The sequence below is a fragment of the Pseudomonas viridiflava genome (genome assembly GCF_003702045.1).
GTDB lineage: Bacteria > Pseudomonadota > Gammaproteobacteria > Pseudomonadales > Pseudomonadaceae > Aquipseudomonas > Aquipseudomonas viridiflava_C.
This window is the reverse complement of the sequence record NZ_RBTP01000062.1, coordinates 1-23,135: the sequence shown is the minus strand read 5'-3', so window position 1 is coordinate 23,135 and position 23,135 is coordinate 1. Positions and strand designations below refer to the sequence as shown.

Genomic DNA, 23,135 nt, shown 5'->3' with positions numbered 1-23,135 from the left:
GGGCCCACCCGGAGACTCGAACTGATGAGTGAGCTTTTTTACAACGCTGCACACGACACGCCCACTAACGCCACCCGCGTCGCGCCCGCTCGCCATGCGCCACGCGACTACCCGACCGATAAACCAAAACGCGTTTACCTGTTCGGCACCTGCGTGGTTGATCTGTTTTTCCCGGAAGCCGGTATGGACGCGATTCACCTGCTCGAACGCGAAGGCATTCAGGTCGACTACCCGCAGGCACAAAGTTGCTGCGGCCAACCGGCCTATACCTCGGGTTATACCGATCAGGCCCGCGAGGTGGCACGCGCCCAGCTTGCGCTATTCAAAGGAAACGACCCGGTGGTGGTGCCTTCGGGCTCCTGTGCCGGGATGTTTCGCGAGCATTATCCGGACCTGTTCAAGGACGAGCCTGAGACGCTTGAGCAGGTCCGGCACCTGGCCGCTCGCACGTATGAGCTGACCGAATTCCTGCTGCACGTCTGCAAGACGCGCCTGAACGATCACGGCCAACCCACCCGCATCGCCCTGCACACATCATGCTCGGCACGCCGCGAGATGAACACACACCTGCACGCCCGCGAACTGCTGGCGCAACTGGGCAACGTGGAGCGCGTCGACCATGATCACGAAAGTGAATGCTGCGGCTTCGGCGGGACATTCAGCGTGCGCATGCCGGATATTTCTGGCGCGATGGTCGCCGACAAGACACGCGCATTGAAGGATTCAGGCGCCGAGCAGATCCTCACCGCCGATTGCGGCTGCCTGATGAACATTAACGGCTCACTTGAAAAACAACGCGAATCCATTCGCGGCCAGCACCTGGCGAGCTTTTTGTGGCAACGCACCGGAGGTCAGCGATGAACGTGCAGACCCGCATCCCCGCCGTCGAAATCCATCAGCCGGATTTTCGCGAGCGTGCCCATGAAGCACTGGGCGATCCGCAACTGCGCGGCAACTTCCGTCGTGCTATGGATTCGCTGATGACCAAACGCGCAGCGGCCTTCAGCAATCCGGACGAGCGCGAAGACCTGCGCTCGCTGGGCAATGCGATCCGTGCGCGCGCCTTGTCCAAGCTGCCCGACCTGCTGGAGCAACTGGAACGCAACCTGATCCGCAACGGCGTGCAGGTGCACTGGGCAGAAACCGTCGAGGAAGCCAACGCAATCGTGCTGTCGATCGTCGAAGCCCATGAAGCCAAACAGGTGATCAAGGGCAAGTCGATGGTCAGCGAAGAAATGGAGATGAACGACTTTCTTGGCGAGCGCGGCATCGAGTGTCTGGAAGCTGACATGGGCGAGTACATCGTGCAGATGGACCACGAAAAGCCTTCGCACATCATCATGCCCGCCATCCACAAAAATGCAGGCCAGGTCGGCAGGCTGTTCCACGACAAGCTCGGCGTGGAGTACACCACCGACGTCGACCAGTTGATCCAGATCGGCCGCCGCGTGTTGCGCCAGAAATTCTTCGAAGCGGACATCGGCGTCTCGGGCGTCAACTTCGCAGTCGCGGAAACCGGCACGCTGCTGCTGGTGGAAAACGAAGGCAACGGGCGCATGGTCACCACCGTGCCGCCTGTACACATCGCCGTGACCGGTATCGAAAAAGTCGTCGAGAACCTGCGCGACACCGTGCCACTGCTATCGTTACTGACCCGGTCAGCGCTGGGCATCCCCATCACCACCTATGTCAACATGATCTCCGGCCCACGCAAAGCCCATGAACTGGACGGCCCACAGGAAGTTCACCTGGTGCTGCTGGACAACGGCCGCAGCCAGGCGTTTGCCGACAGCGAACTGCGCCAGACACTGAACTGCATTCGCTGCGGCGCGTGCATGAACCACTGCCCGGTGTACACCCGCGTCGGCGGCCACACTTATGGCGAGGTCTACCCGGGCCCCATCGGCAAGATCATCACGCCGCACATGGCTGGGCTGGCGAAAGTCCCGGACCACCCCAGCGCGTCTTCCCTGTGTGGCGCGTGCGGCGAAGTGTGTCCGGTGAAGATTCCGATCCCGGCACTGCTGCGGCGTCTGCGCGAAGAAAACGTCAAAGCCCCCGACGCGCCGAATCGTGTGATGCGTGACCAAGGCAGCAAATACTCGCGCAAGGAACGGTTCATCTGGAACGCTTGGTCGAAGCTCAACACCTCGCCCGCGCTTTACCGCCTGTTTGGTTTTTTTGCCACACGGCTGCGCAACCTGACGCCCGGCAACGTCGGCCCCTGGACGCAAAACCACAGCGCCCCGAAACCTGCCGCTCGCTCACTGCACGAGATGGCCCGCAAGCACCTGACACGGAAGTCTGGAGATCAACCATGAGTGCCAAGCAAAACATCCTCGCCAAACTGCGCAACAGCCTGACTGGAACGACACCGGTTGCGGACAATTTTGACGAAGCGCTGGTGACCGAGCCCTGGCGCTACGCCCCGGACAATCGAGTCGCCCAACTGCGCACATTGATGGAAGCGGTGCATACCGAAATCCACTTGTGCAGCGAACAGGACTGGCCACGCAGGCTCGGCGAGCTGGTCAGGGATCGTCAGTTACCCAGCCTGCTGATTGCGCCAGGCACGCCCCACGGCCGACGGGTCTGCGAGCACTGGGCCGCGCAGCCGGACCTGCCCGCGCTCAAGGCTTACGACCGCCCTATCGAAGCGTGGAAAAAAGACCTCTTCGATGACACGCCTGCCAGCTTCACCACCACCCAGGGCGCAATCGCCGCCACCGGCAGCCTGATCGTCTGGCCTACCCGCGAAGAGCCCCGTTTGATGAGCCTGGTGCCGCCGGTGCATTTCGCCCTGCTCAAGGCCAGCGAAATCTACGACAACCTTTACGAAGCGCAACTCAAGCAGAACTGGGTGGGCGGCATGCCGACTAATGCGTTACTGGTGTCCGGTCCGTCGAAAACCGCCGACATCGAACAGGTGCTGGCGTATGGCGCGCACGGCCCCAAGGACCTAGTCGTGCTGATTGTGGAGGATGCATGAGCCTGCCCACTGCCTTTCTGGACAGCGTCCGTCGTCTGATCCCTGAAAAACGCCGCTTCGATGACCCGCTTTCGACCCTGGCATTCGGCACTGACGCAAGCTTCTACCGATTGATTCCAAAGCTGGTGATCCGCGTCGAGTCCGAAGATGAAGTCATTGCCGTGCTCAAGCAGGCTCAGGCTGAAAATGTCGCGATCACGTTTCGCGCGGCGGGCACCAGCCTCTCTGGTCAGGCGATCAGCGATTCGGTGTTGCTGGTGTTGGGCGACAACTGGAACGGCCGCGAACTGCGCGATCAGGGCACGCAAATCCGCCTGCAACCGGGCGTCATCGGCGCACAGGCCAATGCCTGGCTGGCACCGTTCGGGCGCAAGATCGGCCCGGACCCCGCCTCGATCAACGCGTGCAAGATCGGCGGCATCGTCGCCAACAACGCCAGCGGCATGTGCTGCGGAACCGCGCAGAACACCTATCACACACTGGCGGGCATTCGCCTGATCCTGGCCGACGGCACGCTGCTGGACACCGAAAATCCGGCAAGCGTCGCCGCCTTTCGTACAAGCCACGCCGACCTGTTAAACAGCCTGGATCGCCTCGCTCGGGAAACCCGCGCCAACAGCGAACTGGCGACCCGAATTCGTCACAAATACCGCCTGAAAAACACCACCGGCCTGTCGCTCAATGCGCTGGTGGACTTCGACGAACCGCTGGATATCCTCAGCCACCTGCTGGTCGGCTCCGAAGGCACGCTGGGCTTCATTAGCGCCGTGACCTACAACACCGTGATCGATCACCCACACAAAGCATCGGCGCTGATCGTATTCCCCGATGTGGAAACCTGCTGCAACGCCGTCACCGTGCTTAAGCGCCAACCGGTGGCCGCCGTCGAATTGCTCGACCGCCGTAGCCTGCGCTCGGTGCAGGACAAACCGGGCATGCCAGCCTTCGTGCGTGAACTCTCGGAGAACGCCTGCGCCTTGCTGATCGAAGCCCGCGCTGCCTCCCGCCCTTTACTGGATGAACAACTGCTGCAGATCATGGCGTCGCTGGCTGCCTTCCCCGTCGAAAAGCAGGTGGACTTCACACACGACCCTGCTGAGAACGCCCGCCTATGGGCTATCCGCAAAGACACTTTTCCTGCCGTCGGCGCCGTTCGCCAGACCGGGACCACAGTCATCATCGAAGACGTGACCTTTCCCGTCGAACAACTGGCCCTTGGCGTACGCCGCCTGATCGCGCTATTCGACAAACACCACTACGACGAAGCCATCCTGTTCGGCCATGCATTGGAGGGCAACCTGCACTTCGTCTTCACCCAAGGTTTCAACACTCCGCAAGAAGTCGCCCGTTACCAGGCGTTCATGGATGACGTGGCCCACTTGGTGGCGGTCGAGTTTGGTGGCTCGCTCAAGGCTGAGCACGGCACCGGTCGCAACATGGCGCCCTTCGTCGAGAAGGAATGGGGCAGCGACGCGTATCAATTGATGTGGCAGCTCAAACACCTGCTCGACCCCAGCGGCATCCTCAACCCTGACGTAGTGCTGAGCACCGATCCGCAGATCCACCTCAAACACCTCAAGCCGCTGCCGGCCGCCGATGAAATCATCGACAAGTGCATCGAATGCGGTTTCTGCGAACCGGTTTGCCCGTCAAAAGGCCTGACCTTGAGCCCTCGACAACGCATCGTCATCTGGCGCGACATTCAGGCGAAGAAACGCGCCGGAACCGACACCCGACAACTGGAGCGCGATTACCGCTACCAAGGCATCGACACCTGCGCCGCCACTGGCCTGTGCGCCCAGCGCTGCCCGGTCGGGATAAACACGGGTGAGCTGGTAAAAAAGCTGCGCAGTCAGCAAGCCCAACACGGCAAGACCGCAGACTGGCTGGTGCACAATTTCAAGATCGCGTTGCAAGGCGCACGTTTTACTCTGCACGCCGCCAACGGCGCACGCATGTTGCTGGGTGCGCCACGGCTGGCGAAATGGTCAGGCTCATTGAGCAAACTGTCGGGCGGACGCGTTCCGCAATGGACACCCGCCATGCCACAGGCTGAACACGCGATTCGCATCAGCGCGCCGGTCGATGATCAACGGCCACGCGTGGTCTACCTGCCCGCATGCGTGTCCCGCGCGATGGGCCCTGCCGCTGGCGATCAAGAACAATCGTCACTGCTGGACAAGACCCGCAGCCTGCTGGAAAAAGCCGGTTATCAGGTGGTGTTCCCCGACAATCAGGACAGCCTGTGCTGCGGCCAGCCTTTCGCCTCCAAGGGCTACAATGGCCAAGCCGAAGCGAAACGCCAGCAACTGCTCGCCGCCCTGAGCAAAGCCAGCCGCGGCGGCCTTGACCCGATCTATTGCGACACCAGCCCTTGCACCCTGCGCCTGGTGCAAGACCTCAACGACACACGCCTGGACCTCTACGACCCGGTGCGCTTCATACGCACCCACCTGCTGGACAAACTCAACTTCACTCCCCAACAGGAACCCATCGCCGTCCACGTTACTTGCAGCACGCAACACCTGGGCGAAAGCCAGGCACTGATCGAACTGGCGAGACTGTGCAGCAACAACGTGGTTATCCCCGAAGGCATTCATTGCTGCGGTTTTGCAGGCGACAAAGGCTTTACCGTCCCGGAGTTGAATGCGCATTCGCTGCGTACGCTTAAAGATGCCGTGCAGCACTGTCACGAAGGCATCTCCACCAGTCGCACCTGTGAAATCGGCCTCTCGCAACACAGTGGTATCGACTACCACGGGTTGGTCTATCTGGTGGATCGCGTGACCCGCGCTATACCGCAAGATGCAGGCATCAAGCCGTAGATCGCCCCAATTTGGTGCTCTATGGCGGCGATGTGGCTTTTTCAAATGATGATAAAAATAAATAGAACCCCTGCGTTTCAGCACAGTCCATCTTTTAGGCCCGGCAACTGAACGGGCTTCTAGAAACCTCGGGCGACGGCCTCACTGACCGGCCATACCGAGTCCACAGGCTATTAAGGAGAAACACATGAAGCGTACCGCCCTCACTGGATTGTTCCTCAGCGCTGCTCTGTTGGCTTCGCCGGTCTTTGCCGCAGATGACCTGTGTGGCGCCAACCTGCAAACCCTCAAGGATGCGCAGACCTCGTCCGGCACCAACCTGAGCCCAGACGTGAAAGAAATGGTCGAAAAGACCGAGAAAGACGCAATGGCCGCAAAGGCAAGCGGTGACGAGAAGAAGTGTGTCGAACTGACCACAAAAACCATCACCCGCCTGAAAGGCATCGGCTCGGGCAGCGAAGGCGCGAGCAAGTAAGACACCCGGCAGGCCAGTCATCGCGACTGGCCTCATGGGGCAACACATGGGTCGACGTGCCACGCCGATTGGCGTACACTGCGCCCCAGCGACTGTGAGAGCAGTCTCGGGGCCGATTAGGATTCGACGCCGGTGATGAAACTCTAGGTGCATGCCGAGTTGGTAACAGAACTCGTAAATCCACTGTTGCAACTTTCTATAGTTGCCAATGACGAAACCTACGGGGAATACGCTCTCGCCGCGTAAGCGGTGCTAGCCTTCCTTCTGGTAGCTTCGGCTCCAGCAATCATCAGGGGATGCCTGTAAACCCGAAATGATTGTCATATAGAACAGGATCGTCGCCTAGTACGTTGTGGACGAAGCGACTAAAACTTACACAACTCGCCCAAAGCACCCTGCCCGTCGGGTCGCTGAGGGTTAACTTAATAGATACGGCTAAGCATGTAGTACCGAAAGCGGAGTACTGGCGGACGGGGGTTCAAATCCCCCCGGCTCCACCAAATGATCAAAAAAAGACGTCCAAGGGCGTCTTTTTTTGTGCCTGAGACCCAGTAAATACGCGGCCTCCAGCGCTTTTACGGTCTTTTGAGAGTTTTTGAGTTCCAGCCGTTTGGGTATTCCATACGGTATTCCAGCTCACCCGATGCTAATCTTTGGAATACCGAATCAGTGCCTGAGGAGAATCTCATGCCTGCTCAAAACCTCCGTCTCTCCGATCGACAGCTCAAGGGAGTCAAACCCGCGTCCAAGGATTACGTCCTCACTGACGGTGACGGTTTGCAGCTCCGAGTACGCAGCAACGGCTCGTTGCTGTGGAATTTCAACTACCGCGACCCGGTGACCAAGAAGCGCATCAACATCGGCTTCGGGACCTATCCCGAACTGTCGCTGGCGAACGCACGTAAGCTGGCAGTCGATGCGCGCGAGCTGCTTGCCCAAGGCATCGATCCGAAGGTGCGGCGCAATACGCTGAATGAAGCCAAGCGCGCAGAAACGGAACACACCTTCGAGAACGTGGCCACCGCCTGGTTCGAGCTCAAGAAAGACTCGGTCACTCCTGCTTACGCCGAGGACATCTGGCGGTCGCTCACGCTGCACGTGCTCCCCGATTTGAAGACGACCCCACTCGCGAAAATCACCGCGCCGATGGTGATCGGACTGCTTCGCCCAATCGAAGCGAAAGGCAGCCTGGAGACGGTCAAGCGTCTCAGCCAGCGGTTAAACGAGATCATGACCTACGGCGTCAACTCCGGCCTGGTCTTCGCCAACCCACTCACCGGCATCAGGGCAGTATTCAAGAAGCCCAAGAAAGAGAACATGGCCGCGCTTCCACCCGAAGAACTTCCCGAGCTCATGCTGGAGATCGCGAACGCCAGTATCAAACGTACGACCCGCTGCCTGATCGAATGGCAGTTACACACGATGACTCGCCCCGCAGAGGCGGCGACCACTCGCTGGGCAGACATCGACTTTGAAAGGCGTGTATGGACTATCCCTCCTGAGCGGATGAAAAAGCGCCGCCCGCATAGCATCCCGTTAAGCGATCACGCTGTCGCACTGTTGGAGTCACTGAAGACTCACAGCGGCCATCGCGAATACGTCTTCCCAGCAGACAGAAATCCGCGCACCCACGCCAATAGCCAAACCGCCAACATGGCGTTGAAACGCATGGGCTTCCAGGATCGGTTGGTCAGCCACGGCATGCGCTCGATGGCCAGCACCATCTTGAATGAGCATGGCTGGGACCCGGAACTCATTGAGGTCGCCCTGGCGCACGTCGACAAGGATGAGGTACGCAGTGCCTACAACCGAGCCGACTACATCGAGCGACGGCGGCCGATGATGGCCTGGTGGAGTGAGTACATCCAGAAAGCCGCCACCGGCAGCCTGCTCGCTTCAGCGTACGGCCAAGTCAGAGACAAGAACGTGGTGCCGATTCGCTAGCGCTGTGCAGGCGCAAGAATTGCGGCAACAACTGAACGTTCAAGATTCGGGGCAAGCAGCCTCGCTTATCCGCTTCTCAGCGCGGGTCCATCCAAACAGGGCTGCAAAGCCGCCCTGTTTGGATGGACCTTATTTTGAAAAGCTAAAAGTACGACGTTGTCCAGGATTTACCACGGAATTCCACCGGTGGATAACCGCTTTTCACGCCCCCAAGAGCGCTGAATTTCGGCCCTTGACCGAGTTTATCCACAGGCGTAGAACTGGCCGTGCAAAGGCTGTCGATGACAGCACCCCAGGTGACCCGAACCTTGAAGGTCACGCCGCTCCCGCGGTGGTTCTCCCCAAGGGCGATTCGCATCCGGCAGCTCGCCCGGTCACTACCCATGTGATGGATGCTCTTACACATATGGCGCTCGTGCGCCAGCTACACCGTATCTCGCTGCCCTGCAGCAACCTATCCGCTTGGCCGAATATTGCGCCAACCTGTGCCCGTCTCTTTCTTCAGGAAAGAGACGGGCACTTCTACCACTGCTGCAGCCCCGATCGCACAAGGCTTTGCGGCATTCCCCCTCGTGACAATCGGCGTGACAAACGCCGATGTCACCAGCAACAGCGCTGTAGATGATGGTGCCGCAGACCAAGGAATGGACTGCACCTGACTGACAGTCAGGCATGCCCCGGTCATCGCATTGCTGCTCGCACATGGCTCAGGATCTTCAGGCGCTGGTCTCGTCAGCCAGTGCTGCCTCCACCCGCCCACCGGTAACGGTGTTCAGGAGGCCAGATCATGAGATGCCCTTGCTCCCGGTCGTAAGGAGCCGCCAGTCCCGCGTAGTGGACTTTCCCCACAGGTCGCAGGGGCCTTGATCCCTGATAACACTCAACATTCTTGGCGGGATGACGTGGGGCGAAGATCGGAGAACGGCAGATGAGGTGATCGACATGGCATTGGTGGGTAGACGCGATGGCCGTAATTTCGGCTACGGCAGGCAATTGAGCTACGCAGGTCCGCAGGCGCTGAAAGATATGTTCGGCGGAGGCCACTACGGCACGGTCAAGGCACACTGTGATCGGTGGCGGGCATTCGTCAAATGGTGCCGCTCCGAACAAGGGCCAGGTATCAACGATGCGCGGCAGATTGATCGGAAGGTACTGGCGGACTATGCGGCGTATCTGCGCTACGTGGTTGGGCGCGGTGACCTCGCCATCAGTACCGCACAAAACCGACTATCCAGCGTTAACAGAACCATGGCGGCGCTTCGCGGTGATCAGTGCGTGAAATTGCCCAGTCCGAGCAAGGCGCTGGGTATGCAGCGCACCGGGGTTCGACATTCAGTGCCGCAGGGCCAAGACCGCGAACAAGTTAAGCTGATCGTCGATGCGCTTTGCAGCCAACATCAGCTACGGGCCGCCGCCATCGTTCTGTTGGCACGAGCCACGGGGATGCGCTTGCGCGAGGCCATCTTGGCTGACCTGCCACGACTATGCCGAGAGGCTAAAGACTTCGGCAAGATCAATATCCAAGACGGCACCAAAGGCGGCCGCGTCGGAGCATCGGTCCCACGTTGGATTACGGTGAATCAGCATGTTCGCGATGCTCTTGTATTTGCGGAGCAGGTTTCGCCAGCGGATAGTCCAAACCTGATTGCCCCCGAAGAAAGCTACGTGGATGTTCTGCAGCAAGTAGTACGCCCCGCACGAGATGTCCTGCACAGGTGTGACCTCAAAGGATTTCATGAACTACGGGCGGCGTACGCATGTGAGCGCTTTGAGCAGATCACCCAGCACCTAGCGCCTATCAATGGCGGTCATTGCTACGTGATAGACATGTGCCTTGATCGTGACGCCCGGAAGCAAGTCAGCTATGAACTGGGGCACGGCCGAATCGATGTGGTCGCTGCCTATATAGGTGGGCGGCATGAGTAATGCGTTCGATATGAAGCTTTTCCTGGCTGGAGTGTTAACCGGCTCACACGCAACGCGGCAACGCCATTTGCGTCAGGCGAAAACTATTCAGGCTGAAATCGCATCGCGCTGGCAGCGAGAAACACCTTGGGCTTGGCAGAGAAAGCATGTGGCTTGGTTTCTTGAGCACCGCCTGAGCCAGCGGAGTGAGGCGACGCGCTACTACTATCTACTGACTGTGCACTTGCTCGTTGAGCGCTTAGGCAGATCCTGGCAGTTCGACCATTACGCCAAGGCCATCAACCGGCGACGGGCTGTCGCTAGACCCAGATCATAACTGGCACTATGCCACCTACGGCTAAAATTTCCACGGACAGGTGCTTGATGTCGCAAGATCTCCTACTTACACAGAATGCTCAATTTTACCGTCCTACGGCCCCTTTCACTAAGGTTACACTCACGGTAATCCTCGAAGCTGCCAGCTCCAATATGACTATTGGCAGCGCGCTTATCGCGGATATTCTTGACCAGGATGATACGCTTTCTGATGGCAGCAAGTTCTCCTATAGTCTTCGAGTCTTCAAGACCGACCGTGATGTACATTTTTGGCAGCAACCGCTCAAAGATACAATCTATGCATTCATTTTGATCATTGCCGTAGATGACTGTATTGCCATTTTTAAAAAATCCTGTGCCAGCATAACGGAAAGCATGGATAAGCATGCGAAGCTAATCCGGAGTAGTGAACTGACCTCTGCTTTTAGCGACATCGATGCGCAATATCAAAAGATGGCGACCCGCAACATGACCGTTTCCGATCGAGCCATGCGCGGTCGAGCCTTTGAAGCTTCAGATCTGAAAGGGCTTATGTCTGTACATGCTGCTGGGAGGTCAATCCCCTACTTTTTCAAGCTCAAATTGAAGGGGCGCACCAAGACCATTTCCGCGCAAAGCGGTCGCGTGGTTGAGGCATCGGACCGAAAATCTATTCACCACGCAGTGGAATGGGTCAGGGTACAGCTGCACGACATCAATAACCCTTCCACTGAAAAAGATTTCCTCAACAACTTTGCCAAATTCATAGATCTTGACTTGGTCTGGAAATCGAGCACGCCAAACGCGGTTTTGCTGGAACATTCGTTTTCTGTAGAAAACGTAATCAATCAAGGAACTCCTATTTTCTACACAACCAGACGTGGTCGTGAAATCGAAATGACATCTAAGCACGTAAAATCCTTGATTGCGGAAATGGAACAGGTTTATGAGGTCGGTCCGGCACCTGACCACGAACTCATAGGTAGTGTCAGACAGGCCAAGCTCAAGAAGAATCTTCACTCGATCGCTGTCAATAGCCGGGCGCTTCAAAACATTCATTTTGAGCAGAATGGCAAGAAGACGACGCTCCAGGCGTACATCAAGAAGCAGAGTTTGGCGACCATCACATTCTCCGACCCCAGATACATGTACTTCATGGATCAGTGCTTTGAGGACGGTGCGGGAATCAACGAAATCCCTGCAATGCTTCGAACGTTAAAAGTCTTGCCAAAACTTGCCTCGGCGACGTCGGAGAAAGGTGAAATCACGAAAAAGATAACCAAGTTCGACTCCACATCAGTCTTCGATATAGTCGAGACAGCACACAACGCCGATGACTACGTTTTCTGCGACGACCTTGGCAACGAATGGGCTGATCACATCACCTTTAACCGAGCTGATTACTCCGTGTCTTTTATACACTCCAAACATGGGAAGCCCAGCAAGTCCGCCAGTAATCTACATGACGTCGTCGGCCAAGCCATCAAAAACATCGGCAACATGGACGTTGACCCGAAGCTCTTCCTAAAAAAACATAAAGAAAAACTTCGTAAAAACTATAATAACGGTCTTTTAAAACGCACCAGAAAAAGCATACCTGGAAAGCTCGGAGATTACATCTATGAACTCAGGCAGGACTATCGATTCAACCGCAGACGTATAATCTGCTGTTCGTTTATCTCGAAGAAAACAATCGAAAAAGAATTCAAAAAAATTCAGAAAGGGATAAGTGTGGCAGGAAATATAACCCAGCTCTACTGGATCCTATCGTCATTCATGCATGCTGCCAAAGAAGCGGGAATCCACCCCATCGTTTATTGTCAAGAATAACACAATAAACAATTAGTTTCATAGCAGCTTACCATCTCCACGGGTAGCCGCTTACGAATATAGTGTCAACAGCAGAAGCAGTGACGGCGAACATGGAGGCTGGGGATTGTACATAGCGAAGAAAAACATCACCAACATGGGAGGGAGATTTGGTAGTAATAAATATAAAAGGAGGGTGCAATTTTATATGAAGCTTGTAAACTCGGCACCCAGTCACGTTGCAGCGCTAATAGGAGCCGATTCGCCGGCGATGGGATGCAAGCCTTGCTCAGTAAAACATGCCCCGCAACAGTCGACGCCTTCTGATACCAAACACTTTGTCGTGGCGATCCTGCTTGCGTTTTGTAGCTTTCTTGGCCTTGTACACTGGCGCTGGAAGCATAGTCTTCTCATAGTTGACGGCTTTGCCGCCGTTTTCCCGGTACATGAACAGTGCATCTCTGGTCAACAACCATTGCAGATGACGCCAATGGGGTGTCGCCTTGATATACAAGCTAATCTGCGGATCGATCCATCCTGCAAACCAAGCGATCTGATCTGCTAGCAAGCGCATGCTGGTAATGGTTTGCCGAGGCCGGCGAGGAACGAAACCTCGACGCCCATAGGCATCGAATTCGGCCGTTTTCCACAGTGAATCGTGATGGCCAATACGATTTCGGACGTCACGCATCTGGTAAAGCAGGCTAGCTATTCGGTCGACAAGGGCTGGATCACCGAAGACGCCATTGCTCAGATCAGGAATGCTCGGGAACGCAACTGCCAAAACGCGCGCCTGCATGCCTTTTGGGTGAGAATTGTGTTTCAACCCGTTTACGATTGCCTCCCAGAAGCCAAAGGCGACTTTCGCGACGATATCGTCCACGGTTACCCTGCAGCCCTTACCTTTGCTCTTCTTGATTTTTTCGACTGCGCCGAGCACATCGTCGTGAGTACGGGGACTCAGCTTGTGCCAAGACGTTAACCCACCGGGACTAGAGCGGTTGGGGCGCGTCTTGAGCATCCACTCAAAGCTTTCTGTGTTTCCGTAGTACTGCGACAGACCACGATGCAAAGCGTTACGCAAGCTCACCTCGAGGTCGCCCAAAATCGGTAACAGCGCTGCCCCTACCGCCTGGGTCCACGCATAGCAACCATAGAGGTCGCTCTCGCTAGTGGTTTTGAAGAATTCTTCGAGGGTTTTGAGCCGGGCAGCGGTCAGATGAACGAGCATGAGGCACCTTGTCAGCAGATCGATTTTCTACTATCTTATTATTCGACACGCGGGTTTTCCGGATTTCCGGTCGTGCCCGTGTACCCTGAGTGAGAACCCCGCCTAGCTGCGGGGTTTTTGCTTTTTATGGCTTGGGTACACCTCGGTAGTCATAACCGATCCGTGCGAGCAGCTCCTCCAGCTTTTCTTCAAGGGTCGCCAGCTCACATTCGAGCTGCAGTCGCTCGGCCCGTAGCACGTCTACATTGACCGGCTCCTCCATTTCGACGTGCTCGACATAGCGCGCAACCGAGAGGTTGTAATCGTGCTGCGCAATCTCAGCCTGTGACACCACCCGCGCAACCTGAGCCACGTCGCTCCTCGCCTGGTAGGTGGCCTCAATGAAACTCAAGTCACTCTCGTTCAAGCGATTGCGAATCTTTCCAGGCTCAAAAGTACGGCTAGCATCAATGAACAGCACGTCATCTGCTTTTCTGTCTTTACGCAGCAGCAAAATCGCCGTCGGAATACCCGTGTGAGTGAACAGTTTGGGAGGAAGAGCTATCACTGCATCGATCAGCTTGTCGTTAATCAAGTGCATTCGAATCTGGCCTTCCACCCCGCTGCGGAACAAAACGCCATGTGACACCACCACCGCCATGCGGCCATGGGGCTTCAAGCTTCTGAGCATGTGGCTAATGAATGCGAAGTCTGCCGACGCGCGGGGCGGGATCCCCCGGAGATAACGCCCGAACGAATCATGAGTTGCATCCTCATGCCCCCACTCCCGTCTTGAGAAGGGAGGCTGGGACACTGCGATATCGAACGTCATCAGCTCGCCAGCCTGGTTCAGCAGCGTAGGGTTTCGCAAGCTGTCACCCCATTCAAGGCGATAGCTATCCTCGCCATACAGGACCATGTTCATCCGAGAAAATGCCAACGTGTCTGCATTCACTTCCTGGCCATACAGACTCGCGCCCTGCCCCACATTGGAAAGACGAGCCTGTTTTCCACATTCGATTAGGGAACGGCCTACACCGAGGCACGAGTCATAGACCGACTCACCCGCTGCGGGGCGCACCAGTCGTGCCAGTAATCGCGAGACTTCCGGGGGCGTCACTGCCTCCCCATCACGCTTGCCACAAGCGTCATCCATAAAAGCCCACAACGCATCACATACCTGTGCAGCAGTACTTGGCGCCTGACGATGCTCTCTATTGAAGTTCAGGACGGGAACGTCGAATGCTTCCAACAATTGGCTGAGCAAAATGTCTGCCCGCGCCGTCGCACCAAGCTTGACCGAACAGAAATCGATACCGTCGAACATACCGTAGAGCTCGTCGTTAGCTTGCTCTAGCAAGCGCAGCGCATTATTGATGCGCTCGCCATTATAAGGTTCAGAGCGGGCACCCTTGAGCTGCTGAAAGTGCGCCTGCTTTGGTACCCGATAGCTCAAGCGATTGCTGCATCCGGAGTCAGAGACATCAGAAAGGTATTTCAGCACCAGCAAGGGCAGGACAAAGTGTTTGCTTTCTTCGCAAATACTACTCCCTCTGAAGACCTCAAAAATTTTGGCGATAGCCAAAGAAATCGCAGCGTCCTTATTTTGATCAGCCATGACTGCCGCCCTCTGCGTGCAGGAAAGACGACGTCACGTACGCAACTTCTTCCTTATCCAACTCATTCAGCCGATGCCGGATGGCGCCGATCCGCTGGACCGTGCGATCTAAATCGGCGATCAATAGCTGCTTGTCAAAGTCTGGCAGCTCTATTGCCAAGCTAAGCAGCGCAATTTTAGTGAGCGCTTTGATGCTCGTCCCAGTCAGCAGTGAGCCCAGCTTCGCCTGAGTAGATTTCTTGTTCAGGTACCATGCTAGATAGCGCGCATCCAGCGTGGAATGAGGTGTGATGATATTCAACTGACCCAACGGGAACACCGGCGCACTTGCACCTTCGTAGACCCACGATCTGTAGTAATCCCCCCTGGAGGGAATCACGACATCACCTGGCTGTAAGCATTGCCCGAGCAGGCTTTCATCAACCGAGATGCGCGGAAGCTCGTCCCAGCGCAATGGCTTGGCGGATACCAAATCCCTGATGGCCAAAGCCCGCACATTCCCGTCCGGCGCCTCTTGAGGAGCCTGGGTCCTGAAGACCATGGCCGTGCGGATTTGGGCGTGATTGCTGAGCTCAACGGCCTCCACTGCAAATGACTCTACTTCACCAAGATGAAGAGATAGTAATCGTGCCTAGCCCACCTCGCAAGTAGAATCATTTGCTGCATGGGAAATTTCCTGCAAGGCCTAGTAATTGATCTCACAAAACGGGCTCAAAGTCGGACAGGGACGCGTCGAGTTAGACGATTCGAGGAGATCCGGTATCAATCCCGCTGACCGTACGACTGCTACCTCGTCGGTAAGAAAATCCACGGTTTCCACCATCATCAGGGCATATGCAGATCGGAGGGTCGAACTGAGAGCCCCGCTTCTGATACTGGCAGCATGCCTCTATCTCTTCTGATAAAGTCCGCAGCATGTCATAGGGATACGGTCAGCCATGGACAAGAAATCACTTTCCGAGCGGGACATCTGTAGTAAATACATCGCCCCAGCTATCCAGCAATCTGGGTGGGACATGCACAAACAGGTGCGTGAGGAAGTCAGCTTCACCAAAGGCCGGATTATGGTCCGTGGCAAGCTTCACAGCCGGGGGGAAGCACGCCGTGCAGACTTCATTCTCTACCACCAAGCTAACCTGCCCATCGCTGTGATCGAGGCGAAGGATAACAAGCACTCGATTGGCTCCGGTATGCAGCAAGCTCTTGGCTATGCAGAAGCGTTGGATGTGCCGTTCGTATTCTCCAGCAATGGCGATGGCTTCCTCTTTCATGATCGCAGTGGGACAGGCAGCAAGGTCGAAACGGAACTTTCCTTGGATCAGTTCCCTAGTCCTGCCGAACTTTGGCACCGCTACTGCCAATGGAAGGGATTGGACAATGCTGCTCAACACAAGATAGAAGCGCCCTACTACGACGACGGCTCCGGCCGCATGCCTCGCTATTACCAAATGAACGCCATCAACCGCACTGTTGAGGCGGTAGCGCGTGGCCAGGACCGTGTCCTGCTGGTAATGGCAACTGGCACCGGAAAAACCTACACCGCCTTTCAAATCATCTGGCGACTGTGGAAATCAAAACAGAAAAAAAGAATCCTGTTCCTTGCCGACCGCAACATCCTGGTCGACCAGACAAAGAACAACGACTTTAAGCCCTTCGGCCAAGCGATGACCAAAATCGCCAGACGCCAGATAGACACCTCCTACGAGATCTACCTGTCGCTCTATCAGGCGGTGACTGGCGCTGAAGAAGAGATGAACGTCTACAAGCAGTTCTCCCGCGACTTCTTCGACTTGATCGTGATCGACGAGTGCCACCGTGGCAGCGCCGCCGAGGACTCCGCCTGGCGCGAGATTCTTGACTACTTCTCCAACGCCACCCATGTCGGCCTCACCGCAACACCGAAGGAAACCAAAGAGGTGTCCAGCATCACCTACTTCGGTGAGCCGGTTTACAGCTACACCCTCAAACAGGGCATCGAGGACGGTTTTCTCGCGCCCTATAAAGTGGTGCGGATCGACTTCGACAAAGACCTGCAAGGCTGGCGCCCACCCAAGGGCATGCTCGACAAGAATGGCGAGCTGATCGAAGACCGCATCTACAACCTCAAGGACATGGATCGCACCCTGGTCATCGAGGCGCGTACCCAACTGGTGGCGCAGAAGGTCACCGAGTTCCTCAAGGCCTCCGACCCGTTCCAGAAAACCATCGTCTTCTGCGACGATATCAATCACGCCGAGCGTATGCGCCAGGCCTTGGTCAACCTCAACCCCGAGCGCGTGGCTGAGAACCGCAAGTACGTCATGCGCATCACCGGCGATGATCAGGAAGGCAAGGCCGAGCTGGATAACTTCATCAACCCGGAAGAGCGCTACCCGGTCATCGCCACCACCAGCAAGCTGATGACCACCGGAGTCGATGCGCAGACTTGCAAGCTGATCGTGCTCGACCAGCACATCAAGTCGATGACCGAGTTCAAGCAGATCATCGGCCGTGGCACCCGCATCAATGAAGACTTCGGCAAATACTGGTTCACCATCATGGACTTCAAGAAGGCCACCGAGCTGTTTGCCGACCCGGCCTTCGACGGTGACCCGGTGGTGGTCTACGCCCCCGAAGGCAGCGAGCCGCCAGTCCCGCCCGACGATTTACTTGAAGGCGATGGCATCAACGCAGGCAGCGATGGAGAAGGTGATGATCTGGACTTTACCGACGAGGAAGACGGCAAGAAGCGCATCAAGTACGTCATCGATAGCATCTCGATCTATGTCATCGCCGAGCGTGTGCAGTACTACGGCCCGGATGGCCGGCTGATCACCGAATCGCTGCACGACTACACCCGCACCTGCGTGCAAAAACAATTCGCCTCGCTGGACGACTTTCTGCGCCGTTGGAGTGATGCCGAGCAGAAAAAGGCCATCATCGACGAAATGGCCGCCCAGGGCATAATGTGGGAAGCCCTGGCCGAAGAAGTGGAAAAGAAACAAGGCAAGCCCCTCGATCCGTTTGATTTGATCTGCCACGTCGCCTTCGACCAACCGCCACTGTCGCGTAAAGAACGCGCCGAACAGGTGAAAAAGCGCAATTACTTCGCCAAGTATTCCGGTGCAGCCCGCCAAGTGCTGGAAGCGCTGCTGGATAAATACGCCGACACCGGCATTGAGCACATAGAGGACATCAAAATCCTCCAGCTTGATCCCTTTAACCAACTTGGTGCCCCCATCGAACTGGTCAAAGCCTTTGGCGGCAAAGCTGGCTATAACAAAGCCATCCATGAACTGGAAGACGCGCTTTACGCCAGTTAACCGACTCCATGCGTAGGTGGGTAACGGCACAGCCTTACTCACCTAATTAGCCAACTCCATTACAATCCCCTGCTTTGCCGCATCAAATGAGAATTCGTTATGTCCATCAGCTCCACCATCAAATCCATCCAGGACATCATGCGCAAAGACGTCGGTGTCGACGGTGACGCCCAGCGCATTGGCCAGTTGGTCTGGCTGCTGTTCCTGAAGATCTTCGATGACCGCGAGCTGGAATGGGAGCTTATGGACGACAACTACAAGTCGCCCATCCCTGAGAGCTGCCGCTGGCGCACCTGGGCCGCCGACCCGGAAGGCATGACCGGCGATGCGCTGAAGGACTTTATCGACAACAACCTCTTCCCCCAGCTGCAGAACCTGCACGAATACAGCAACACGCCGTCGGCATTTGTAGTTCGCAGCGTGTTTGAAGACGCCTACAACTACATGAAGTCCGGCCAGTTGCTGCGCCAGGTGATCAACAAGATTCAGGAAGGCGTGGACTTCAACAAAGCCCAAGAGCGCCACGAGTTCGGCAACCTTTACGAGCAACTGCTGCGCGACCTGCAGAACGCCGGCAACGCCGGTGAATTCTACACCCCGCGTCCGGTCACCGAATTTATGGTGCGCATGGTCGACCCCAAGCTGGACGAAAAAGTCATGGACCCGGCCTGCGGCACGGGTGGCTTTCTCACCTGTGCCATCGAGCACAAACGCAGCCGCTACGTGAAAACCGCCGAGGATGAACGCACCCTGCAGGCCAGCATTTTCGGCGTGGAGAAAAAGCCGCTGCCGCACCTGCTGGCCACCACCAACATGATCCTGCACGGCATCGAGGTGCCCAGCCAGATCCGCCACGACAACACCCTGAGCAAACCGCTGATCAGCTGGGGCCCGAGCGAGCGTGTGCACTGCATCGTCGCCAACCCGCCGTTCGGCGGCATGGAAGAAGACGGCATAGAAACCAACTTCCCCGCCGCCTTCCGCACCCGAGAAACCGCCGATTTGTTCCTGGTGCTGATCATGCAGCTGCTCAAGGACGGCGGCCGCGCCGCCGTGGTGCTGCCCGATGGCTTTCTGTTCGGCGAAGGCATCAAAAGCCGCATCAAGGAAAAATTGCTCACCGAGTGCAACCTGCACACCATCGTTCGCCTGCCCAACGGCGTGTTCAACCCCTACACCGGCATCAAGACCAACCTACTGTTCTTTACCAAAGGCACACCCACCAAACAGGTGTGGTTCTATGAACACCAGTACCCGGCCGGGGTGAAGAACTACTCCAAGACCCGCCCTATGCGCATCGAAGAATTCGCCGTCGAGGAAGCCTGGTGGGGCAGCGAAGCCGATGGTTTTGCCGCTCGCGTGGAGAACGAATTCGCCTGGCAGGTCAGCCTCGAAGAGCTGCAAGCCCGCAACTGGAACCTGGACTGCAAAAACCCGCATATTGGCGAACAGATCAGCCACGATCCAGACGAACTGCTGCGTAACTACGCCAACCTGCAAGGCGAGATCAGCGACCTGCGCGAACAGCTCAAGGCGGTGCTGGCGGAAGCCCTGGAGCGTCAGGTATGACGGCATTGATCACCGACAACCTGCCGCTGCTGGCCGGTACGCCCAATGGCATCAAAAAGCTGCGCGAGTTAATTCTGGAACTGGCGGTGCGCGGCAAGTTAGTGCCGCAAGATCCGAGTGATGAGCCGGCCAGTGAGTTGCTAAAGCGGATTACCGAGGAAAAAACTCGGTTGGTGGCTGAAGGCAAAATAAAAAAACCAAAATCGCTACCAGATGTTGAAACTCTGGAAAAACTTTACGACCTGCCTGCGGGCTGGGAATGGACAACTTTACCTGGGGCTGCGAGTTATCAAATTGGTAAAACGCCTCCAACCAAGGAAGCTAAATACTGGGACGACTCAGGCTTACCGTGGGTAAGCATTTCCGACATGGAGCACTACGGCGAAATAACACAAACCTCACGTAGAGTTTCGGAAGTTGCCAGCAAGGATATTTTCAAATATCAGCCGATTCCCGCAGGCACACTGCTGATGAGCTTCAAGCTTACCGTTGGCAAGGTCGCGATTCTGGGTATCGATGCATACCACAACGAAGCAATTATTTCGTTATCGCCTTACAACGGTGTTTCTAAGGAATACCTCTTTAGATTTCTGCCGAGTATCGCTCTTGGTGGACAGCAGAAAAATGCATTGATGGGTAATACCCTCAACTCCGAATCGATGGCGCAGTTGCTGATCCCAATTCCTCCTTTGGCCGAACAACAACGAATCGTCGCCAAAATCGATGAGCTAATGGCCCTCTGCGACCGCCTAGAAGCCCAGCAGGCCGACGCCGAAAGCGCCCACGCCCAACTGGTGCAAGCGCTGCTCGACAGCCTGACCCAAACCAGCGACGCCACCGACTTCGCCGCCAACTGGCAACGCCTGGCCGAGCACTTCCACACCCTGTTCACCACCAAACCCAGTATCGACGCCTTCAAACAAACCCTGCTGCGACTGGCCGTGATGGGCAAGCTGGTACCGCAAGATCCCAACGATGAGCCGGCCAGTGAGTTGCTCAAACGAGCAAAAATCAAGAAAAAAGTCATAGCCGATAAGTGGGGTTACAGAGAAAAAAAATTAGAAGTTTCGACCACTGAAATACGATCTGCGCTGCCACAAGGTTGGGAGCTTAGTGCGTTAGGTGAATTTTCTTTTGTGAAGGGTGGAAAAAGAATCCCCAAGGGTAGAGATTTTTGTCAGGTAAAGACTCCATATGTATACCTGCGCGTCACTGATATGAAAGAGCATGGAATTACTCTAGACGGCCTTAGATATATAGATGAGAGCCTGCATAAAGAACTTGCTAGATACACGATAAGCTCCCAGGATATTTATGTTGTTATTGTTGGCGCGACGATTGGAAAATGCGGAATTGTTCCAGTCGAGCTGGATGGTGCGCACCTTACGGAAAATGCCGCGAAAATCATGTGCGGAGAGTTGCTTAAGGAGTATCTACTGATTTCTGTCAAGAGCAGCTATATCCAAGATCAATTCATGGAAAAAATTTTTCAGCAGGCCCAACCTAAGCTTGCCTTAGAAAGAATCGAAACCACAGTTCTGCCTATCCCACCGATCGCCGAACAACACCGCATCGTCGCCAAAGTCGATCAACTGATGGCCCTCTGTGACCAACTAAAAACCCGCCTAACCCAGGCCCGCCAACTCAACGAACAACTGGCCAGCACCCTGGTCCAGCAGGCCGTGGCCTAGCGGCTTGTAGGCTGCATCACGTTAAGGACAACCCTATGCCCATCAAAACGCAAATCTGGACGGTCGGTGGCCAACCCAGCCAGTTGCATGAGTGCATCCTACCCAGCGAGCAGTTGTTGGAAGACATGATCGTCAGCGCGCCACGGCTGCTGTCGGAAGAGTGGATGTTGATCGGCCGTCAGGAAAGCACCGGGCTGGGCGGGCGGATCGATCTGCTGGCCATCGCCCCGGATGCCTCCCTGGTGCTGATCGAACTCAAGCGCGACCGCACTCCGCGTGATGTGGTGGCGCAGGCGCTGGACTATGCCTCGTGGGTGGAGAAGCTGGCCGCCGAGGATATTGCCGCCATCTACAAACGCTACCGCCAGAACGCCGACTTGGCGGCGGACTTTCAGGCCTACTTCGGCCTGCCGCTGGATGAAGAGGCGCTCAACCAAAGTCACCAGATCATCATCGTCGCATCCGGGCTGGACGCCAGCACCGAGCGTATCGTGGCGTACCTCAGCGAGCGGGATATCGCCATCAACGTGCTGTGCTTTCAGGTGTTCCAACAGGGCGCGCAACAACTGATCAGCCGCTCCTGGCTGCTCGACCCTGTGGAAACCCAGGCCAATGCCAGCAACACCCGCAGCGATGGCCCGAGCGAGCCGTGGAATGGTGAGTTCTATTGCTCGTTTGGCCACAGTTCCACGCGTTCCTGGCTGGATGCGCAAGCCTTTGGTTTTATCTGTGGCGGTGGCGGCACTTGGTACAGCAACAGCCTGAAGATGCTCGCCCCCGGCGACCGGGTGTGGGTCAACATTCCGCAGCAGGGCTACGTCGGCGTCGGCCTTGTAACCGGGCGGGCCACAGCAGCGGCAGACTTCACCGTGCCCTACAACGGCGTCGATACGCCGGTGCTGCAAGCCGCCAAACGTGGTACCTACCACGCCGAATACAGCAACGACCCAGTGCTGTGCGAGTACTTCGTGCCTGTGGAATGGCTGCAGACCGTGCCGGTTGAACAGGCCATCAAGGAAGTCGGTCTGTTCGGTAACCAAAACACCGTCTGCCGCCCAACCACACCCAAGTGGCGTTGGACGATAGAGAGGTTGAAGGCGCGTTTGCTCAACAAGGCGCAATGATCATTCGACTCATCCGGACAAGCTATCGGCTCTGGCACCTAGCAATCTCAATCACCACCTGTAATCTGCTCAGCCAAACGGATAGCAAGTCTGGCGGACGGTCGCGGGAATCATCCTAGCTAAAAAATTGGTGGATACGGCAGGCTCTATTCTTGGGCATGCCGTGCTTCCGACTCGTTGACAGGAAACAGACTAGGCACTCTGCTCAATTCGGGCCCACCCTAGATGATTTGAATAATCAGATATAAAGATTCCCGAAACTTTACCTTGTGTTCAGAACCACAAAAACTAGGAAGAAACACACGCTCATGGCACCCGTATCTCCCCCCACAACCATCCCTCAAAGCCTGTCTCTTATA

The 23,135-nt window shown here is 56.4% G+C and carries 16 protein-coding genes and 1 other RNA gene; 14 read left to right on the top strand and 3 right to left on the bottom strand.

Annotation, left to right across the window (positions count from 1 at the left end; translation table 11 throughout):
• The first annotated feature begins 24 nt into the window (after positions 1-24).
• The 10 genes from ALP40_RS18155 to ALP40_RS18105 all read left to right on the top strand — a co-directional run bounded on the left by ALP40_RS18155 (position 25) and on the right by ALP40_RS18105 (position 12,283).
• On the top strand, positions 25-861 hold the full coding sequence (locus tag ALP40_RS18155; protein WP_122209583.1) for a (Fe-S)-binding protein: 837 nt from the start codon (positions 25-27) through the stop codon (positions 859-861).
• Positions 858-2,321, top strand: a complete 1,464-nt coding sequence (locus tag ALP40_RS18150; protein ID WP_122209582.1) for a LutB/LldF family L-lactate oxidation iron-sulfur protein — start codon at positions 858-860, stop codon at positions 2,319-2,321. Before ALP40_RS18155 ends, ALP40_RS18150 begins: the two co-directional genes overlap by 4 nt.
• Positions 2,318-2,989, top strand: coding sequence for a lactate utilization protein (locus tag ALP40_RS18145; RefSeq protein WP_122209581.1), 672 nt, complete (start codon positions 2,318-2,320; stop codon positions 2,987-2,989). Before ALP40_RS18150 ends, ALP40_RS18145 begins: the two co-directional genes overlap by 4 nt.
• Complete coding sequence (locus ALP40_RS18140) at positions 2,986-5,814, top strand: FAD-binding and (Fe-S)-binding domain-containing protein (protein ID WP_122209580.1); 2,829 nt, start codon at positions 2,986-2,988, stop codon at positions 5,812-5,814. Before ALP40_RS18145 ends, ALP40_RS18140 begins: the two co-directional genes overlap by 4 nt.
• 187 nt (positions 5,815-6,001) lie before the next feature.
• A complete protein-coding gene (locus ALP40_RS18135) occupies positions 6,002-6,289 on the top strand; it encodes a hypothetical protein (RefSeq protein WP_122209579.1) in 288 nt (95 codons plus the stop codon).
• A gap of 108 nt (positions 6,290-6,397) precedes the next feature.
• Positions 6,398-6,789: a transfer-messenger RNA gene (ssrA, locus tag ALP40_RS18130) on the top strand.
• A gap of 187 nt (positions 6,790-6,976) precedes the next feature.
• On the top strand, positions 6,977-8,233 hold the full coding sequence (locus tag ALP40_RS18125; RefSeq protein WP_122209578.1) for an integrase domain-containing protein: 1,257 nt from the start codon (positions 6,977-6,979) through the stop codon (positions 8,231-8,233).
• 942 nt (positions 8,234-9,175) lie between these two features.
• Entirely contained in the window at positions 9,176-10,159 is a 984-nt protein-coding gene (locus tag ALP40_RS18115) for an integrase domain-containing protein (protein WP_122209638.1), read from the top strand.
• Positions 10,152-10,475 (top strand): hypothetical protein, encoded by a 324-nt coding sequence (locus ALP40_RS25890; RefSeq protein WP_122209577.1) that lies wholly within the window; start codon positions 10,152-10,154, stop codon positions 10,473-10,475. Before ALP40_RS18115 ends, ALP40_RS25890 begins: the two co-directional genes overlap by 8 nt.
• Before the next feature lie 47 nt (positions 10,476-10,522).
• Positions 10,523-12,283 (top strand): hypothetical protein, encoded by a 1,761-nt coding sequence (locus ALP40_RS18105; protein WP_122209576.1) that lies wholly within the window; start codon positions 10,523-10,525, stop codon positions 12,281-12,283.
• Between the two features lie 268 nt (positions 12,284-12,551).
• Here the strand turns inward: ALP40_RS18105 and ALP40_RS18100 are convergent, their stop codons facing one another.
• The 3 genes from ALP40_RS18100 to ALP40_RS18090 form a co-directional block, all read right to left on the bottom strand.
• Positions 12,552-13,493, bottom strand: a complete 942-nt coding sequence (locus tag ALP40_RS18100) for an Abi family protein (RefSeq protein ID WP_110746717.1) — start codon at positions 13,491-13,493, stop codon at positions 12,552-12,554.
• Positions 13,494-13,617: 124 nt separating this feature from the next.
• A complete protein-coding gene (locus tag ALP40_RS18095; protein ID WP_122209575.1) occupies positions 13,618-15,090 on the bottom strand; it encodes a class I SAM-dependent DNA methyltransferase in 1,473 nt (490 codons plus the stop codon).
• Positions 15,083-15,676 carry a hypothetical protein gene (locus tag ALP40_RS18090; protein WP_218278449.1) on the bottom strand — a complete coding sequence of 198 codons (594 nt, stop codon included), beginning with the start codon at positions 15,674-15,676 and terminating at the stop codon, positions 15,083-15,085. The genes ALP40_RS18095 and ALP40_RS18090 overlap by 8 nt, the downstream gene beginning before the upstream one ends.
• Positions 15,677-16,028: 352 nt before the next feature.
• On the opposite strand from ALP40_RS18090, the gene hsdR reads away from it, so the two are divergent.
• From hsdR to ALP40_RS18070, 4 genes are all read left to right on the top strand, one after another.
• Positions 16,029-18,392, top strand: a complete 2,364-nt coding sequence (gene hsdR / locus ALP40_RS18085; protein WP_122209574.1) for an EcoAI/FtnUII family type I restriction enzme subunit R — start codon at positions 16,029-16,031, stop codon at positions 18,390-18,392.
• A gap of 99 nt (positions 18,393-18,491) precedes the next feature.
• Positions 18,492-19,961, top strand: coding sequence for a class I SAM-dependent DNA methyltransferase (locus ALP40_RS18080; protein WP_122209573.1), 1,470 nt, complete (start codon positions 18,492-18,494; stop codon positions 19,959-19,961).
• The gene (locus ALP40_RS18075; RefSeq protein WP_122209572.1) at positions 19,958-21,652 is read left to right on the top strand and encodes a restriction endonuclease subunit S; all 1,695 of its coding nucleotides are present in this window, start codon (positions 19,958-19,960) and stop codon (positions 21,650-21,652) included. The genes ALP40_RS18080 and ALP40_RS18075 overlap by 4 nt, the downstream gene beginning before the upstream one ends.
• A gap of 35 nt (positions 21,653-21,687) precedes the next feature.
• Entirely contained in the window at positions 21,688-22,776 is a 1,089-nt protein-coding gene (locus tag ALP40_RS18070) for an endonuclease NucS domain-containing protein (protein WP_122209571.1), read from the top strand.
• The last annotated feature ends 359 nt before the right edge of the window (positions 22,777-23,135 follow it).

Excerpts from the sequence above, each read along its gene's own strand:
- ALP40_RS18135 (WP_122209579.1), top strand. The coding sequence starts at position 6,002 with ATGAAGCGTACCGCCCTCACTGGATTGTTCCTCAGCGCTGCTCTGTTG.
- ALP40_RS18080 (WP_122209573.1), top strand. The coding sequence starts at position 18,492 with ATGTCCATCAGCTCCACCATCAAATCCATCCAGGACATCATGCGCAAA.
- ALP40_RS18155 (WP_122209583.1), top strand. The coding sequence starts at position 25 with ATGAGTGAGCTTTTTTACAACGCTGCACACGACACGCCCACTAACGCC.
- ALP40_RS18115 (WP_122209638.1), top strand. The coding sequence starts at position 9,176 with ATGGCATTGGTGGGTAGACGCGATGGCCGTAATTTCGGCTACGGCAGG.
- ALP40_RS18145 (WP_122209581.1), top strand. The coding sequence starts at position 2,318 with ATGAGTGCCAAGCAAAACATCCTCGCCAAACTGCGCAACAGCCTGACT.
- ALP40_RS18105 (WP_122209576.1), top strand. The coding sequence starts at position 10,523 with ATGTCGCAAGATCTCCTACTTACACAGAATGCTCAATTTTACCGTCCT.
- ALP40_RS18095 (WP_122209575.1), bottom strand. The coding sequence starts at position 15,090 with ATGGCTGATCAAAATAAGGACGCTGCGATTTCTTTGGCTATCGCCAAA.
- ALP40_RS18150 (WP_122209582.1), top strand. The coding sequence starts at position 858 with ATGAACGTGCAGACCCGCATCCCCGCCGTCGAAATCCATCAGCCGGAT.
- ALP40_RS18125 (WP_122209578.1), top strand. The coding sequence starts at position 6,977 with ATGCCTGCTCAAAACCTCCGTCTCTCCGATCGACAGCTCAAGGGAGTC.
- ALP40_RS18140 (WP_122209580.1), top strand. The coding sequence starts at position 2,986 with ATGAGCCTGCCCACTGCCTTTCTGGACAGCGTCCGTCGTCTGATCCCT.
- ALP40_RS18100 (WP_110746717.1), bottom strand. The coding sequence starts at position 13,493 with ATGCTCGTTCATCTGACCGCTGCCCGGCTCAAAACCCTCGAAGAATTC.
- hsdR (WP_122209574.1), top strand. The coding sequence starts at position 16,029 with ATGGACAAGAAATCACTTTCCGAGCGGGACATCTGTAGTAAATACATC.
- ALP40_RS25890 (WP_122209577.1), top strand. The coding sequence starts at position 10,152 with ATGAGTAATGCGTTCGATATGAAGCTTTTCCTGGCTGGAGTGTTAACC.
- ALP40_RS18070 (WP_122209571.1), top strand. The coding sequence starts at position 21,688 with ATGCCCATCAAAACGCAAATCTGGACGGTCGGTGGCCAACCCAGCCAG.
- ALP40_RS18075 (WP_122209572.1), top strand. The coding sequence starts at position 19,958 with ATGACGGCATTGATCACCGACAACCTGCCGCTGCTGGCCGGTACGCCC.